Genomic DNA, 16,798 nt, shown 5'->3' on the forward strand with positions numbered 1-16,798 from the left:
TATAGCTTTTGCTGGATTCCCGCCTTCGCGGGAATGACATAGAATGTAAAAATAATACCTAAATAATTTATGAATGAAAAAATAGCAATTTTAAGTGCATATAGTTTTGTTAATATAGAAGAACCAGCGAATTTGATACCGAAACTTTTGCTTCTCGGTAAAAGAAAATATATTAGAGGTACTATTTTATTAGCTAATGAAGGCTTTAACGGTTCTTTTTCAGGTTCGTATGAAAATGTAAATCTTGTACTTGAAGAATTGATAAAGCTGACCGGTCCCAAAGATGTTAACGTTAAAATAAATTATAGTGATGTTCATCCTTTTCAGAAATTGAAAGTCAGACTGAAGAAAGAGATCATAGCAATGAACGTTGATGATTTAAATGTTGATTTGTTTAAAGGCGAATATATAGAGCCGAAAGATTGGGATGAATTTATCACAAAACAAGATGTTATAGTAATAGATACTCGAAATGATTATGAAGTAGAGGTTGGTACATTTAAATCAGCAATTAATCCTAATACCAAAACATTTAAACAATTTCCTGCTTGGGTTCAGCAGAATCAAGAATTGCTCAAAGGTAAGAAAATTGCTATGGTTTGTACAGGTGGTATCAGGTGTGAAAAATCCACCAGCTTACTTAAAAGCATAGGTTATAATGAGGTATATCATTTAAAGGGTGGAATACTGCAATATCTAGAAGATACACAAAACAAGAACAATTTATGGCAAGGTGAATGTTTTGTCTTCGATGATAGGAGAGCAGTGACAGATGATTTATCGCCTGTAGAAAGACATTGGTTGCAGAGATAGATGTCGTTGACCGATTGAAACGTGTAGTATGTCATTCCCGCGAAAACAGGAATCCAGAAAAAAGAGAGCTTTTAATTTTAAAAATGCAGTATAGTTGTATTTTTTAATTACTGGATTCCTGTTTTCGCGGGAATGACATAACCCTTTGTTTATTTATTAGAAATATATGACTAAAACCAAACAAGAAATTTATAATAAGCGTCCAACTTCACCGCATTTAACTATATATAAGCCACAAATAAGTTCTACATTATCAATTTTGTATCGTATGACCGGCGTAGCTTTGTTTTTTGCGGTGTCAATCTTGGTGTGGTGGTTGATTCTTAGTAAATATGACAATAATTATTTACAGCTTGCTGAATGCTGTATTATAAAAATATGCTTAGTAGCTGTTAGCTACGCTTGGTTTTATCATTTATGTAACGGCATTCGGCATTTATTTTGGGATATCGGTTACGGTTTTTCTATAAAATTGGTTAATATCACCGGTTGGTGTGTAGTGTTAGGATCTGTATTATTAACGGTATTGTTATGGGTGTAGTAATTAAAAATGTCATTGCGAGGAGATGCGTAGCATCGACGTGGCAATCTCAGAAATAATAACAAATGCCTGAGATTGTTTCGTCAATTGCTATGCAATTTCCTCGCAATGACGAAAAGCTAAAACAAATAATAGAGAAAATTAATGGTATATGATTTTAAAGCAGAAATTGTAAAAGCAAAAAATAGCGGTTCTGCTAAAAGCGGTTCTCATCATTGGTTATTGCAGAGAGTAACGGGGATTATATTAGCTTTATGTTCTGTGTGGCTAATATATTTTACGTTAACCAATAAAAATAATGATATAAATATTATTATGTGGGCACTTAAAAAGCCTTTTAATGTAGTAGCTTTGTTAATTACGGTGGTTATTTCGTTGTATCATGCGATGCTTGGTATGCGTGTAGTAATTGAAGATTATATAAGTTGTCACAAATTACGTAATACATTGATTATAATAGTGCAATTATTTTGCATTGTTACTATTGTAGCTTTTGTAGTAGCGCTGTTTTATAAAGGATAAAAATTGTCATACCGCGGTTTGACCGCGGTATCCAGAAAACAATATTGTATATTGAATTACTGGACCCCGTGGTCAAGCCATGGGGTGACAGAGATAGACAATTCACGTATCAAAATAGTAAAAAATTAATTTAATGACCAAAGCGTATAATATCGTTCATCATAAATTTGACGTAGTAGTTGTAGGTGCAGGCGGAGCAGGTCTTCGTTCTGCATTCGGTATGGCTAAAGCAGGGCTAAATACTGCTTGTATAACTAAGCTGTTCCCAACCCGTAGTCATACTGTGGCTGCTCAGGGCGGAATTAGTGCGGCTCTTGGGAATATGGGTGAAGATGATTGGCGTTGGCATATGTACGATACGGTAAAAGGTTCTGATTGGTTAGGCGATCAGGATGCCATTGAGTATATGTGCAAAAACGCTCCCGATGCGATTTTAGAGCTAGAGCATTACGGCGTACCTTTCTCAAGAACTGAAGAGGGAAAAATTTATCAGCGTCCTTTTGGAGGGATGACAACAGAGTACGGCAAAGGAAAAGCAGCTCAGCGTACATGTGCTGCGGCAGATCGTACGGGGCATGCCATACTGCATACTTTATATCAACAGTCACTAAAACATAAAGTACAGTTTTTCGTTGAGTATTTTGCTATTGATTTATTGATGGAAGATGGTGAATGTAGAGGCGTAGTTGCGTGGAATTTAGATGACGGTAGTCTGCATTGTTTTAGAGCGCATAATGTAGTGCTTGCAACGGGCGGATACGGGCGTGCTTATTTTTCAGCGACGTCTGCTCATACTTGTACTGGTGATGGGGGCGGTATGGCGATTAGAGCCGCTCTTCCACTGCAAGATATGGAATTTGTACAGTTCCATCCGACAGGTATATATTCGGCCGGCTGTCTTATTACCGAGGGGGCAAGAGGTGAAGGGGGATATCTCGTTAATGCAAACGGTGAGCGTTTTATGGAGCGTTATGCTCCTGCTGCAAAGGATTTAGCTTCAAGAGATGTAGTTTCAAGAGCAATGACTATAGAAATAAGAGAGGGGCGAGGAGTCGGCGAGCATAAAGATCATGTATTTTTACATTTAAATCATTTATCGTCTGAGATTTTACATAGTCGTTTGCCCGGTATCTCTGAGACGGCTAAAATTTTTGCCGGTGTTGACGTGACTAAAGAGCCGATACCGGTACTTCCTACGGTACATTATAATATGGGCGGGATACCGACGAATTATTACGGTCAAGTCATAATCAAAGACGGTAAAAATCATAATAGCGTAGTAAAAGGGCTTATGGCAATCGGTGAAGCGGCTTGCGTATCGGTACACGGTGCTAACCGATTAGGATCAAATTCTTTGCTTGATTTGGTAGTATTTGGTAGAAGTTCTGCATTAAAAGCAGCCGAGCTTATTAAGCCTGCGAGTCCCCACAAGTCTATAAAAGAAGAAAGCCTTGAAAAAATTATAAATAGATTTGATAAAGTCCGTCACGCTAACGGTAATATTTTAGTTGCAGAGTTAAGGCTTAAAATGCAAAGAACTATGCAAAGCCATGCTTCGGTATTTAGAACTCAAGAGCTACTAGATGAAGGGGCAGGAATGATTAGCGAAATAAGAAGCGGCTATAAAGATATAAAAATTAACGATAAATCTTTAATTTGGAATAGCGATTTGGTGGAAGCCTTAGAGCTAGATAATCTACTTGATCAAGCTTTAGTAACGGTATATTCGGCAGCTGCAAGAAAAGAAAGCAGAGGAGCTCATGCACGTGAAGATTATCCTGATCGTAATGATGAGGATTGGATGAAGCATACTCTTAGCTCTATCGATGAAGCAGGTAAAGTAGTTCTTGATTATAAACCTGTGACTTTAACTACTTTAACCGATGAAGTAACAGCAGTCCCGCCGGTGAAGAGAGTGTACTGATTAATGTTCTTATGTCATTCATGCGAAAGCAGGAATCTAGAAACCTTTAATGTTATCCCGAGATTAAATCGCGGGATCCAAAAATGCTTATTTTTTAGATATCGTGGTCAAGCCGCGGTATGACAAGAAAAAAATATATATAAAATATGTTTGAGTATTTAATAAAGTTCTATCCAAAAATCTTTTTTATTGTAGAGGGCACTTTGGTAACTTTAAAATATAGCGTTATTGCTGTTATATTCGGTTTAGTAATAGGGATGCTGCTCGCTATTTGTAAGGTAAATAAAAATCATGCTTTAAGGCTTTTTGCAAATTTCTATACTTCTATTTTCAGAGGAACGCCTTTATTAATTCAATTAAGTATTATTTATTTTGCTTCACCTTATATCATAGGTATTAAATTTAGTGTGTTTATGGCGGGAGCTATTGCTTTTTCTCTTAATTCGGGAGCATATGTTTCCGAAGTAATCAGGGCAGGGATTAATGCAGTTGATAAAGGGCAGTTTGAAGCGGCTGAAGCTCTTGCTATTCCAAAGTTTTTAATAACGAAAGATATAATTCTGCCGCAAGCAGTTAAAAATATTTTTCCGTCATTAGTAAATGAGCTTGTAAATTTGATTAAAGAATCAGCCATTATTTCTATGCTTGGAGAAATGGATTTAATGCGTAGAGCACAAATTGTATCAATTGAAACATATAATTATTTTTTTCCAATGCTTATTGCTGCGTGCTGTTACTATATTTTAGTTATGTTAATCAGCTTTATAGCAAAAATAATTGAGAAAAAAATGATTGTTAATTAAAACATACTTGCTTTTATGGAAAAAGTAATTATAATTTAAATTTAGTGTAATTTACAAATTATAAGAATTTGTATTTAGAAATGATTGAAAATAAAGGGTGGAAGTATTTTCACCCTTTAATTATCGTATATATAAGTTTTTTTGGAGTATTTTTTTTAATGCCGACATATAATCAATTAGTACGTTTTGGGAGAAAGTCAAAAACTCGTAAGACCAAATCTCCTGCCTTAGAATCTAATCCTTTTAAAAGCGGTGTTTGCCTAGTTGTAAAAACCGTTACCCCTAAAAAGCCTAACTCTGCACTTCGTAAGATTGCAACGGTGCGTTTAAGTAATAAAAGAACCGTAAATGCATATATTCCTGGTGAAAAGCATAGTGTAAAGGAACATGATAGGGTGTTAGTAAGAGGTGGTCAGGTGCCTGATCTTCCGGGGGTGAAATATCATATCGTACTCGGTGCTTATGATATTGCCGGAGTTAAAGGACGTAAGCAAGGTCGGTCACGTTACGGTGCTCCTCGTAAACAAGTTGCAGTTACAAAAAAATAAATTATTAGTTAGAGAGAAAAAATAAAATGTCACGTCGTCATGCCGCAGAAAAACGAGTAATTTTACCTGATATGAAATATAACAGTATTTTACTGTCAAGATTTATCAATAATATTATGAAAGAAGGGAAGAAAGCCCTTGCAGAGAAAATTGTTTATTCAGCCTTTAATAAAATTGAAAAGAAGCATAGAGTTGATCCGTATCAAGCCTTTAATAATGCTATGCATAACGTGAAGCCGCATTTAGAAGTAACTTCGGTTAGGGTTGGAGGAGCTAATTATCAAGTTCCGACTCATGTTGATGAAAGAAGAGGATATGCCCTTGCTAGCCGTTGGATTATTAATGCTGCATCAAAACGTTCTGAAAAAATGATGATTGATAAACTTGCCGAAGAGCTGTTTGAAGCTTCTAATAATAGAGGTGTTGCCATTAAGAAGAAAGAAGATACTCATAAAATGGCCGAAGCTAATAAAGCTTTCTCTCATTTTAGCCCTAAAAAAATGAAATAAGGTAGGGTAATAATGAGTAAAATAAATAAACTTGAGCATATTCGTAATATCGGTATATGTGCTCACATTGATGCCGGTAAAACCACAACTACCGAACGTATTTTATATTATACCGGTAAATCGCATAAAATAGGTGAAGTTCATGAGGGTGGTGCTACCATGGATTGGATGGAACAAGAACAAGAACGTGGTATAACCATTACCTCAGCTGCTACTACTTGTAGATGGCAAGATAAAATAATTAATATTATCGATACTCCTGGACACGTTGACTTTACTATCGAAGTAGAGCGTTCCCTTCGTGTTCTTGACGGTGCAGTTGCAGTATTTGACGGTGTAGCAGGTGTTGAACCGCAGTCAGAAACGGTTTGGAGGCAAGCAGATAAATATAATGTTCCTAGAATGTGTTTTGTCAATAAAATGGACAGAATGGGAGCAGATTTTTATAGATGCGTTGAAATGCTCAAAGATCGTTTAGGAGCAAAACCGCTTGTTATTCAGTTGCCTGTAGGGATTGAAGAAAATTTTAAAGGTATCATTGATCTTATTAAAATGAAAGCAGTGATTTGGAAAGATGAAGCACTTGGAGCTGAGTATTTTGAAGAAGATATACCTGCCGATATGAAAGATAAAGCTGAAGAATATCGTGCTAAATTACTTGATATGGTTGTTGAGTTAGATGATCATGTTATGGAAAAATATTTATCAGGTGAAGAAGTAACAGCAGAAGAGATTAAAAGATTAATCAGAAAAGGTACTATTTCAGCAGCATTTTACCCGGTTTTATGCGGTAGTGCTTTTAAAAATAAAGGGGTACAGCCTTTACTTGATGCCGTAGTAGATTTTCTACCTTCGCCTATTGATATAGGTATAGTAAAAGGTATGGAAGTAAGTACCGGTGAAGAAACAGATTTCCCTATTTCGGTAACTGAGCCTTTTGCAGCTTTAGCATTTAAAATTATGAATGACCCATTTGTCGGTTCATTAACTTTTATTAGAATATATTCAGGTAAAATTACTTCAGGAACAACTGTTATTAATACCGTAAAGAATAAAAGAGAAAAAATCGGTAGAATGCTATTAATGCATGCTAATAATCGTGAAGACGTAAAAGAAGCATCAGCAGGTGATATAGTAGCTTTAGCAGGTCTTAAAGATACTACCACAGGTGATACGTTATCTGATATTGATCAGCAAGTAATCTTAGAAAGAATGGAATTTCCAGAGCCGGTAATTGAGCTTGCAGTAGAACCTAAATCAACAGCTGATCAAGAAAAAATGGGCCTTGCACTTTCTCGTTTAGCAGCTGAAGATCCATCATTTAGAGTGTCAACTGATTATGAAACAGGACAAACAGTGATAAAAGGAATGGGAGAGCTCCATTTAGAAATTATCATTGATCGTATGAGAAGAGAGTTTAAGGTCGAAGCAAATATTGGAGCTCCTCAAGTAGCATATCGTGAAACTATCACAAAAGTTTGTGAAATTGATTATACCCATAAGAAACAATCCGGCGGTGCAGGACAATTTGCTCGTGTAAAAATTATTTTTGAGCCTCTAAAAGAGGTAAAAGATCTAAAAGATGAAGATAAAAATAAAAATTTTGTCTTTGAAAGTAAAATCATCGGCGGTGCCGTGCCTAAAGAATATATACCAGGTGTTGAAAAAGGATTAAATAATATTAGAGAAACCGGTGTTATTGCCGGTTATCCTATGATTGATTTTAAAGCAACTTTAGTTGACGGTGCGTTTCATGATGTAGATTCTAGTGTACTTGCGTTTGAAATTGCTGCAAAGGCAGCATTTAGAGAAGGGATGCCGAAAGGTAATCCTAAATTACTTGAGCCGATTATGCAAGTTGAAGTTATCACTCCTGATGAATATATGGGTGATATTATAGGCGATTTAAATAGTCGTAGAGGACAAATTCAAAGCATGGATCCAAGAGGGAATGCTCAAGTAGTTACTGCGAATGTTCCTTTAGCGGAAATGTTTGGTTATGTTAATACGCTTAGGTCTTTATCTCAAGGTAGAGCTCAGTTTAGTATGATATTCTCTCATTATGATCAAGTGCCGAGTCAAGTAGCTGATATTATTAAAGCTAAAAAATAATTTAGGGGTGAGGTGTCACGTCTTACAGAAATACATGTTGTTTTGCCGTGGCAGCTTATAAATTAACAGTACTGTTTATTATAGTAATTAATAATAACAAATATTTTTAATAACTTTTATTGATTTTTTATTAAAAATATGATAGGAGTGTAGCTCAATTGGTAGAGCGCCGGTCTCCAAAACCGGAGGTTGCGGGTTCGATACCTGTCGCTCCTGCCATTATAGGCTTAGAGCTTTTTTGCTATAAAATATAGAATTTTTACAAAATTTGCTTATAGAGAGAAATTTGAACGAGGTACTTCACCTCGAATCGCAGCGTACATACTAGTATGTGAGAATTCCAGTGCTGGATTATCGTCTCAATGGCCTTTAGAAGTAGCATTTTGTAAGAAGTCTAATAAATTACCTAACAAAAATATGTTTAAAGAATATAAAATTTATAAGTTTTTTGAACAAGTTAAACAAGAAACTTATAAGGTAGTTTGGCCAACTAGAAAAGAGCTTGTTGCTTCAACGTTAGTAGTGGTAGTAGCAGTTTTTATTTTTAGCCTAACTTGTTTGGTACTTGATTATAGTATACATAACATAATGCAGCTTTTGCTTAATATCGGCAAATAGTATAAGGAATAAATTGTGACAGCACAGAGTATAGATAATATATTGCCTTCTTCTGAAAAAAATGTAAAGCAGTGGTATGTAGTACATACGGCATCAGGAGCAGAGAAACGCATTAAAGAAGATATGCTTAGAAAAATCGCTAAACAGAACATGACGGATTTTTTTGAAGATATACTAATACCTGTTTTTGGAGTTTCTGAAGTTAAACGCGGTAAAAATTTCAAGGTAGAAAAAAAACTAATGCCGAGTTATATCTTGATAAAGATGAATATGACTGATAAATCTTGGCATTTAGTAAAAAATATATCTGGAGTAACCGGCTTTTTAGGAAGCAAAACCACGCCAAAAGCTCTTACAGAAAGTGAAATACAAAATATTTTTAATAATTTGGAAGCAGAAGCTAAAGAAGCAAAGAATTCTAAATTGTATGAAGTTGGTGAAATAGTGACTGTTACAGATGGTCCTTTTGAAACTTTCATGGGTACAGTAGAAGGAATAGATCAAGAAAAAAATAGGTTAAAAGTTTCAGTTGCAATATTTGGTAAAGCAACTCCAATAGAACTAAATTTTAATCAAGTAAAGAAAAATGATTAAAAGTTGGACTAAATACGGTTTATTAATTACTTAAGCTGTATTGTACGAATGTTCAGGATGTCATTGTTGCGGGATAATGCGTCGTCATTGCAAGCAGCCGTAGGCTGCGTGGCAATCTAGGAGAAATAATAAAAAACTTCTGATTTACAGAATTTTTTCTGCCTTGTTTTGTCAAAACTTATAGCTTTTCCTTGCAATGATGGGAAACAAGATCCATGCAATTGTTACAAAGTAATATTAATTTAAGAGAAAAATAAGGATATTTATAAATGTCTCAGAAAGCAATAAAAGGTTATATTAACTTGATAATTCCAGCTGCTGGAGCCACTCCTGCACCTCCTATAGGACCGGCCCTAGGACAAAGAAAAGTTAATATTGCAGCATTTTGTAAAGATTTTAATGATGCTACGCAAGGTATGGAAAAAGGAATACCTCTGCCAACCGTAATTACCGTTTATGAAGATAGTAGTTTTTCTTTTAAAATAAAAACTCCTCCTGCTTCTTACTTTTTAAAGAAATATGCTAAAATTACTAAAGGTTCTAGTGCTACTAAAAAAGAAGCCGTAGTAGGTAAAGTTACTATGGATGATTGTCGTGAAATTGCAAAGTTAAAAATGCCTGATTTAAATACAAAAAATATTGAAGCAGCAACAAAAATTATTTGTGGTAGTGCTGCATCTATGGGACTTGAAGTAGTAGGGAATTAATTATTATGTCAAATAAGAAAGATATTGCTGTAAAAATTAGCGGCGGTAAAAAAATAAGAGAAGCTAGAGAAAAAGTAAAATCAGATACTTTATATAATTTAACAAATGCAGTTGAACGATTAAAATCAGCATCATATGTTAAATTTGATCCAACCTTAGAAATAGTTATGAAGCTTGGAATTGATTCTAGGCATTCCGATCAAATGGTACGTGGTGTAGTTAATTTACCTGCCGGTACAGGCAAAACCGTAAGAGTTGCCGTTATTTGTAAAGAAGAAAGAGAAGAAGAAGCTAAAAGTGCCGGAGCAGATTTAGTAGGTTCAACAAATATTATTGATGAAATTAAAGCAGGGAAAATTAATTTTGATGTGTGTATAGCTACTCCCGATGTGATGGCAGCTATAGGTTCAGTTGCAAGAATTTTAGGACCAAAAGGTTTAATGCCTAACCCTAAACTTGGTACCGTAACTTTAGATATTAAAAATGCTATTAAAAATGCTAAAAGCGGTCAGGTAGAATATAGAGCAGAGAAAGCAGGTATAATTCATGCAGGGCTTGGAAAATTATCTTTTTCAGACCAAGATTTATTAAAAAATTTAAATGCGTTTATTGAGGCAGTAATTAAAGCAAAACCTGCCGGATTAAAAGGAAGTTATTTAAAAGCAATGTATTTATCTTCTACTATGGGAGCATCGGTACAAATAGATTTAACTAGTATAGCATAATTTTTATAGCCGTTTAACGGTAGTATAGTAATAATAAAAAAATTTTGTTATTTTAAGCATTTGTATCAGTTTAAATATATTAAACTGTATTATAAAAGGAGAATTAAAAGGTGTTAAGATCAGAAAAACCGGTAGCAGTAGAGGATATTGTAAATATTTATAAAGAATCGCCCTCTATAATTATTACTCATTATCACGGGTTAACCGTTAGTCAAGTGAGTGTGCTTAGAGAAGCACTTAAATCTAAAGAAGCAGGTTTTAAAGTAGTTAAAAATACTTTAGCAAAAATAGCTGCAAATCAAACAGGGCTTAATAGTATTGCTAATTTATTTGCGGGTCCTACTGCTATTGTTTATTCTAAAGAACCGGTTGAGATGGCAAAATTAGTAGTTAATTTTGCTAAGGCTAATGATAATCTTAAGATTATCGGTGGAATAGTAGATAATCACGTATTAGATGAACATTCAATAAAAGAACTTTCTAAGCTACTTACACTTAATGAGCTTAGGGGTAAAATTATTGGGTTATTACAAGCACCGGCTACTCAGGTTGTAGGTGTTTTACAAGCCCCATCTTCGAGTATGGCGAGAGTAATACAAGCATATGCTAGTAAAAATTAACTTAAAGGTTACTGCATCAGGTATTTTAATTGATAATTAAAGAGCTGTTATAGTGAAAATTAATAAGGTTTTTTATAGGATATTATTCTTATTTTAAAAAAGTCTTATAATTTGAAGCACAAAAGAATTTAATTAACTTTAAAATGCCTGATGTAGTAATCTCTCAATATAAAAAAAGTAAAAAGGAAAAAATTATGGCAGATTTAGCTAAAATTGAAGAACAATTATCATCATTAACGTTAATGCAAGCAGCTGAGCTTGTGAAAATGCTAGAAGAAAAATGGGGTGTATCTGCAGCAGCTCCTGTAGCTGTAGCAGCTGCCGGTGCAGCAGCTCCTGCGGCGGCTGAAGCAGTAGCTGAAAAAACTGAGTTTGAAGTAGTTTTAACAGCTGCTGGTGATAAGAAAGTTGAAGTAATTAAAGTTGTAAAAGATATCACAGGTCTTGGTTTAATTGAAGCTAAGAAATTAGTTGATGAAGCTCCAAAGCCGATTAAAAGCAATGTGAAAAAAGCAGAAGCAGATGAAATCAAAGGTAAGTTAGAAGCTGCTGGAGCAAAAGTTGAATTAAAATAATTATTTCTGCACTAGGTTCTGTAAAGAAAAGTTGAATTATTCGTATTTTAGATAGTTTTAAGTAAAAATTAATAAGATTTTTGTTGAAACAGTTGTTGTTATTCCAAGAAAAATCTTATAATTTTCAATCAAAAACAACTAAGTATAGATTAATTTTTTTACAGGACCTAATGTTTTTGCATTACAGATGAAATATTTTATAGCTTTAAATTAACTTCTTAAAATCCAAAAAGCCTTATTCAAATTTTAATTACTAAATAAGGCTTTTTGGATTTTAAGAAGTTAATTTAAAGCTAATTTAAGTTATTTTTTTGCAATAGGATAAAGCTATTACATTAAAAGTCTTATTGATTAAAATAATTTGGTTAATGTACCATACATCTAGAAGTTTAAATTATTGAAATTTTCTAGGTTCTGTGAACATTTATAATTGATTTTTAGTGAAAATTAATGAGATTTTTGAAGGAATAGCTACCTATTTTAAAAAAATATTATAATTTGTTGCAACAAACAAATAACCAAAATCAAATCTTTTTGGAAATGTTCGTAGAGCCTACACAAGATCTAAATAAGAAACTTACTAGGTTTCTTTAATTTAAGTTTTATGTGAAAAATTTTAAAACAGTATATTTTATTTTACTGCAAATTATAAGTATTTTATTGAAATAGGTATCTATTCCAATAAAAACTTTATTGTTTAAAATATAAATAATTTAAATTTTATATACAGAACCTAGGTTCTGAACACTTTTGATTAATGATTATTAATTAGGAGATATTTTTAAGCGAAAATTAATAAGATTTTTAAGAGGAGAGTTTATTACTATTTCAAAAAAAATCTGATGATTTACAGCTAAAAAGAGCCATAATTATGATTATTCTATTAAAAGTGTATAGGACCTAATCACTGTAATACGGGCAGTAATTTTATCAGTCAGGAGATTATATGGTTTCATTAAGGGATAATATAGAAGCACAACCCTTGTCACATAATAGAAGAATAAGAAAAAATTTCGGTCACATAAATTTAGTAGCAGATATACCGAATTTGATTGAAATTCAAAAAAATTCATATGAGAAAAACTTTCTACAGTTAAATATTAAAGATTCTGAAAGAAAAAACAAAGGTTTACAATCTATATTAAATTCAATTTTTCCTATTTCAGATTCCTCCAATGTTGCTAATTTAGAATTTGTAAAATATGAATTCGATACTCCAAAATATGATGTAGAAGAGTGCAGTCAAAGAAGTTTAAGTTATGCTGCTCCTCTTAAAGTTACTTTAAGATTAAGTATTTGGGATATAGATGAGGATACCGGTACTAGAGAAATTAAAGGGATTAAAGAGCAAGAAGTATATATGGGTGATATCCCATTAATGACTAAAAACGGTACTTTTATTATCAACGGTACGGAAAGAGTAGTTGTATCACAAATGCATCGCTCACCTGGTGTATTCTTTTATCATGATGAAGGAAAAGTCCACTCTTCCGGCAAACTTTTATATTCTGCTCGTGTTATTCCATATAGAGGGTCTTGGCTTGATTTAGAATTCGACGCTAAGGATGTTATTTATTTCAGGATTGATAGAAAAAGAAAGCTTTATGCTACTACTTTGCTTAGAGCTATAGGTATGAGTACTGAAGAAATTATAAAATTTTATTATAATTCAGTAACTTATAAGCTTGTTAAAAATAAAGGTTGGGCGGTTAAATTTATACCTCAGCATATTACTGCTCATCGTTTAACAAGTGATTTAGTAGATGCAGATACTGGAAATATTCTACTGAAAGCAGGACAAAAAATTACTCCGCGTTTGGCTAAAAAATATTTTGGGGAAGGGCTTAATAATATTTTAGTAGCTCATGAAACTTTAATCGGCAAATATCTATCCGAAGATTTAAGAGATCCTGCAAGCGATGAAGTATTAGCAAAAATCGGTGAAATGATTACTGCTGATATGCTAAATGTTATTAATGATCTTAAAATTAAAAATGTTAACGTATTAGTAATCAATCCTCAATCCGGTCCATATATAAGGAACACCTTATTTGCTGATAAAAATCAGGATCGTGAGGCAGCATTATGTGATATTTTCAGAGTTCTAAGACCAGGCGAACCTGCTAATATCGAAGCGGCTGAAAGCCTGTTTTATAATTTATTCTTTGATACGGAAAGATATGATCTTTCAGAAGTCGGGCGAATAAAAATGAATTCTAGGTTAGAGCTGAATATTTCTGAAGAAGTTACGGTTTTAACAATTGATGATATTAAAAATATCGTAAGAGTTTTAGTAGAGCTTAAAGACGGTAAAGGTATCATAGATGATATTGATCATTTAGGTAATAGAAGGGTTAGATCAGTAGGTGAATTGATAGAAAATCAATTTAGAATAGGTTTAGTCCGAATGGAAAAATCTGTAATTGAAAGGATGTCGGCAGGTGATGTTGATACCGTAATGCCTCATGATTTAGTAAATTCTAAAATTTTAGTTTCAGTAGTAAAAGAATTTTTTAGTACCTCCCAATTATCCCAATTTATGGATCAAACAAATCCATTATCGGAAATAACTCATAAAAGAAGGCTATCGGCACTTGGTCCCGGGGGGCTTAGTCGAGATCGAGCAGGTTTTGAGGTGCGTGACGTACATCCGACTCATTACGGTCGTATTTGTCCTATTGAAACACCTGAAGGTCAGAATATCGGGTTAATTAACTCTATGGCTACTTATGCTAGAATAAATAAACATGGTTTTATAGAGAGTCCGTATAGAAGAGTTAAAGATGGATGTGTAACCGATGAAGTGGTATATCTTTCTGCTATTGAAGAAGGTAAATACAAAATCGGACAAGCAAATTCTAAAATTAATAAAGACGGAAAACTGCAAGGAGAGTTTATTAATTGCCGTGTTGAAGGCGGTAATTTTGTAATGGTAGAACCGTATGAGGTAGACTTCATTGATGTGACTCCTATGCAGGTAGTGTCGGTTGCGGCTTCTCTTATACCTTTCTTAGAAAACGATGATGCTAACCGTGCTTTGATGGGTTCAAACATGCAAAGACAAGCCGTTCCTTTAATTAAAACGGATGCACCTTTTGTAGGTACCGGAGTTGAAGGGGTAGTAGCTAAAGATTCCGGAGCGTCAGTGCTTGCATTACATGACGGTATTGTTGAGCAGGTAGATTCAAATAGAATCGTGATTAGAACTCTAGAACAAAAAGTTGACGGTTCTCCTTCGGTTGATATTTATAACTTACTAAAATTCCAAAAATCCAATCATAATACTTGTATAAATCAAAAGCCTTTAGTTAAGGTCGGTCATTACGTTAAGAAAAACGATATTATAGCTGACGGTCCTAGTACGGATAACGGTGAAATTGCTTTAGGTCGAAACGTGCTTGTGGCTTTCTTACCTTGGAACGGTTATAATTTTGAAGATTCCATTTTAATATCCGAACGTATAGTAAAAGAGGATGTATTTACATCTATTCATATTGAAGAGTTTGAAGTAATAGCTAGAGATACACGCCTTGGTCCTGAAGAAATTACCCGTGATATACCGAATGTAAGTGAAGAAGCGTTGCGTCATCTTGATGAGGTCGGAATAATTTATATAGGTGCAGAAGTAAAAGCCGGTGATATTTTAGTTGGAAAAGTAACACCAAAAAGTGAATCGCCTATTACTCCTGAAGAGAAGCTACTACGTGCTATTTTCGGGGAAAAAGCTTTTGACGTAAAAGATTCATCGCTGCATGTACCTTCCGGAGTGAGCGGAACTGTAGTAGAAGTAAGGGTATTTTCTCGTAGAGGTGTAGAAAAAGACCAGCGAGCTATTGCTATTGAAAAACAACAAATTGAAAAATTCGCAAAAGACAGAGACGATGAATTAGAAATTATTGAGCATTTTGTGTTTAGTTGGCTTGAAAAGCTTTTAGTAGGGCAGGTGATTATTAACGGTCCTAAGCAAGTAAAAGTAGGACAAACTATTACTACTGAAATGCTAAAAGGCTTATCTAAAGGGCAATTTTGGCAGATTACCGTGGAAGATGCAAATGTAATGAATGAAATAGAGCAGATAAAGACTCATTATGATGAGAAAAAAGAGGCTCTTGATAAAAGATTTGCTACTAAGGTAGAGAAATTGCAAAGTGGTGATGATTTACCTCAGGGAGCTTTAAAAGTAGTAAAAGTATTTATTGCAACTAAGCATAAATTACAACCCGGGGATAAAATGGCAGGAAGACACGGAAATAAAGGTGTTATTTCACGTATCGTACCTGAAGAAGATATGCCGTTTTTAGAAGATGGAACTGTTGTAGATATCGTTCTTAACCCTCTAGGTCTTCCGTCCCGTATGAATATAGGACAGATTTTAGAAACGCATCTTGGGTGGGCATCAATAAATTTAGCAAAAAAAATATCTACCTTAGTAAAGGAATATAAAAATAAACATATAGGTATTGAGCAGATTAAGAAATTCTTAATTGAACTGTATGGAGAAAATATTAATTCTATACTTGAAAGACCGGAAGAAGAGATTATCGCTTTTTGTAAGAAAGTAAGTAAAGGCGTACATTTTGCAACTCCTGTATTTGACGGAGCAAAAGTTCAGGACGTTAAAGATATGCTAAAGCTTGCCGGTCAAGACCCTTCAGGACAAGTGAAATTAATTGACGGTAGAACCGGTGAATATTTTGACCGTCTAGTAACCGTAGGACAGAAATATTTGCTGAAATTGCATCATTTAGTCGATAATAAAATTCACTCCCGTTCTATAGGACCTTATAGTTTAGTAACGCAGCAACCGCTTGGAGGTAAGTCTCATTTCGGCGGACAGCGTTTCGGAGAAATGGAATGCTGGGCATTACAAGCTTACGGTGCAGCTTATACGTTACAGGAAATGTTAACGGTTAAGTCGGATGACGTAAACGGTAGGATCAAAACTTATGATTCTATAGTACGTGGTGAAAATAATTTTGAATCAGGCATTCCTGAATCATTTAATGTTATGATAAAAGAATTTAGATCTTTATGTCTTAACGTAAAGCTTGAAGTAACTTCAAGTTAAGAAAGACAGGTCATTTAAACAAATAAAAAACTTATTTTTTATCTGTTTTACTAGATTCCCGCTTTTGCGGGAATGACATGTAGGGTGCAATAAGAACTCTGGGTAGACTAAGGTCAATT

The 16,798-nt window shown here is 34.0% G+C and carries 15 protein-coding genes and 1 tRNA gene; all 16 read left to right on the top strand.

Translation table 11 applies throughout. The features are described 5' to 3' along the window. The first annotated feature begins 69 nt into the window (after positions 1-69). Complete coding sequence (gene trhO, locus BTU51_RS00960; RefSeq protein ID WP_012150384.1) at positions 70-813, top strand: oxygen-dependent tRNA uridine(34) hydroxylase TrhO; 744 nt, start codon at positions 70-72, stop codon at positions 811-813. Between the two features lie 166 nt (positions 814-979). After that, a complete protein-coding gene (gene sdhC, locus BTU51_RS00965) occupies positions 980-1,354 on the top strand; it encodes a succinate dehydrogenase, cytochrome b556 subunit (protein WP_012150385.1) in 375 nt (124 codons plus the stop codon). A 144-nt stretch (positions 1,355-1,498) separates the two neighbouring features. Beyond that, the gene (sdhD, locus tag BTU51_RS00970; protein WP_012150387.1) at positions 1,499-1,876 is read left to right on the top strand and encodes a succinate dehydrogenase, hydrophobic membrane anchor protein; all 378 of its coding nucleotides are present in this window, start codon (positions 1,499-1,501) and stop codon (positions 1,874-1,876) included. A 133-nt stretch (positions 1,877-2,009) separates the two neighbouring features. Then, positions 2,010-3,800: a succinate dehydrogenase flavoprotein subunit gene (sdhA, locus tag BTU51_RS00980; RefSeq protein WP_012262223.1), complete on the top strand. Its 1,791-nt coding sequence runs from the start codon at positions 2,010-2,012 to the stop codon at positions 3,798-3,800. Between the two features lie 146 nt (positions 3,801-3,946). Next, a complete protein-coding gene (locus BTU51_RS00990; protein ID WP_012150389.1) occupies positions 3,947-4,603 on the top strand; it encodes an amino acid ABC transporter permease in 657 nt (218 codons plus the stop codon). Between the two features lie 158 nt (positions 4,604-4,761). Continuing rightward, positions 4,762-5,151, top strand: a complete 390-nt coding sequence (gene rpsL / locus BTU51_RS00995) for a 30S ribosomal protein S12 (RefSeq protein ID WP_004996647.1) — start codon at positions 4,762-4,764, stop codon at positions 5,149-5,151. Positions 5,152-5,177: 26 nt separating this feature from the next. Then, positions 5,178-5,660 carry a 30S ribosomal protein S7 gene (rpsG, locus tag BTU51_RS01000; protein WP_012150390.1) on the top strand — a complete coding sequence of 161 codons (483 nt, stop codon included), beginning with the start codon at positions 5,178-5,180 and terminating at the stop codon, positions 5,658-5,660. A 12-nt stretch (positions 5,661-5,672) separates the two neighbouring features. Continuing rightward, a complete protein-coding gene (gene fusA / locus BTU51_RS01005; protein WP_012150391.1) occupies positions 5,673-7,772 on the top strand; it encodes an elongation factor G in 2,100 nt (699 codons plus the stop codon). Positions 7,773-7,915: 143 nt separating this feature from the next. Further along, positions 7,916-7,991: transfer RNA gene (locus BTU51_RS01010), tRNA-Trp, on the top strand. A 198-nt stretch (positions 7,992-8,189) separates the two neighbouring features. Next, complete coding sequence (gene secE, locus BTU51_RS01015) at positions 8,190-8,390, top strand: preprotein translocase subunit SecE (RefSeq protein ID WP_012150392.1); 201 nt, start codon at positions 8,190-8,192, stop codon at positions 8,388-8,390. Between the two features lie 15 nt (positions 8,391-8,405). Further along, on the top strand, positions 8,406-8,984 hold the full coding sequence (gene nusG, locus BTU51_RS01020) for a transcription termination/antitermination protein NusG (protein ID WP_012150393.1): 579 nt from the start codon (positions 8,406-8,408) through the stop codon (positions 8,982-8,984). Positions 8,985-9,253: 269 nt separating this feature from the next. Beyond that, positions 9,254-9,691 (top strand): 50S ribosomal protein L11, encoded by a 438-nt coding sequence (rplK, locus tag BTU51_RS01025; RefSeq protein WP_004996639.1) that lies wholly within the window; start codon positions 9,254-9,256, stop codon positions 9,689-9,691. A 5-nt stretch (positions 9,692-9,696) separates the two neighbouring features. Further along, positions 9,697-10,416 (top strand): 50S ribosomal protein L1, encoded by a 720-nt coding sequence (gene rplA, locus BTU51_RS01030; RefSeq protein WP_012150394.1) that lies wholly within the window; start codon positions 9,697-9,699, stop codon positions 10,414-10,416. Positions 10,417-10,526: 110 nt separating this feature from the next. Beyond that, on the top strand, positions 10,527-11,036 hold the full coding sequence (rplJ, locus tag BTU51_RS01035; protein WP_012150395.1) for a 50S ribosomal protein L10: 510 nt from the start codon (positions 10,527-10,529) through the stop codon (positions 11,034-11,036). Between the two features lie 194 nt (positions 11,037-11,230). Then, positions 11,231-11,611 (top strand): 50S ribosomal protein L7/L12, encoded by a 381-nt coding sequence (gene rplL / locus BTU51_RS01040; protein ID WP_014362285.1) that lies wholly within the window; start codon positions 11,231-11,233, stop codon positions 11,609-11,611. Between the two features lie 946 nt (positions 11,612-12,557). Further along, on the top strand, positions 12,558-16,679 hold the full coding sequence (rpoB, locus tag BTU51_RS01045; RefSeq protein ID WP_012150397.1) for a DNA-directed RNA polymerase subunit beta: 4,122 nt from the start codon (positions 12,558-12,560) through the stop codon (positions 16,677-16,679). Positions 16,680-16,798 lie beyond the last annotated feature (119 nt).

The sequence above is a fragment of the Rickettsia rickettsii genome (genome assembly GCF_001951015.1).
Classification (GTDB): Bacteria; Pseudomonadota; Alphaproteobacteria; order Rickettsiales; family Rickettsiaceae; genus Rickettsia; species Rickettsia rickettsii.

What these genes read in the sequence shown, in the direction of transcription:
- trhO (WP_012150384.1), top strand. Translation starts at nt 70, where the DNA reads ATGAATGAAAAAATAGCAATTTTAAGTGCATATAGTTTTGTTAATATA.
- rplA (WP_012150394.1), top strand. Translation starts at nt 9,697, where the DNA reads ATGTCAAATAAGAAAGATATTGCTGTAAAAATTAGCGGCGGTAAAAAA.
- sdhD (WP_012150387.1), top strand. Translation starts at nt 1,499, where the DNA reads ATGGTATATGATTTTAAAGCAGAAATTGTAAAAGCAAAAAATAGCGGT.
- rplL (WP_014362285.1), top strand. Translation starts at nt 11,231, where the DNA reads ATGGCAGATTTAGCTAAAATTGAAGAACAATTATCATCATTAACGTTA.
- secE (WP_012150392.1), top strand. Translation starts at nt 8,190, where the DNA reads ATGTTTAAAGAATATAAAATTTATAAGTTTTTTGAACAAGTTAAACAA.
- fusA (WP_012150391.1), top strand. Translation starts at nt 5,673, where the DNA reads ATGAGTAAAATAAATAAACTTGAGCATATTCGTAATATCGGTATATGT.
- rpsL (WP_004996647.1), top strand. Translation starts at nt 4,762, where the DNA reads ATGCCGACATATAATCAATTAGTACGTTTTGGGAGAAAGTCAAAAACT.
- rpoB (WP_012150397.1), top strand. Translation starts at nt 12,558, where the DNA reads ATGGTTTCATTAAGGGATAATATAGAAGCACAACCCTTGTCACATAAT.
- sdhC (WP_012150385.1), top strand. Translation starts at nt 980, where the DNA reads ATGACTAAAACCAAACAAGAAATTTATAATAAGCGTCCAACTTCACCG.
- rpsG (WP_012150390.1), top strand. Translation starts at nt 5,178, where the DNA reads ATGTCACGTCGTCATGCCGCAGAAAAACGAGTAATTTTACCTGATATG.
- BTU51_RS00990 (WP_012150389.1), top strand. Translation starts at nt 3,947, where the DNA reads ATGTTTGAGTATTTAATAAAGTTCTATCCAAAAATCTTTTTTATTGTA.
- rplK (WP_004996639.1), top strand. Translation starts at nt 9,254, where the DNA reads ATGTCTCAGAAAGCAATAAAAGGTTATATTAACTTGATAATTCCAGCT.
- sdhA (WP_012262223.1), top strand. Translation starts at nt 2,010, where the DNA reads ATGACCAAAGCGTATAATATCGTTCATCATAAATTTGACGTAGTAGTT.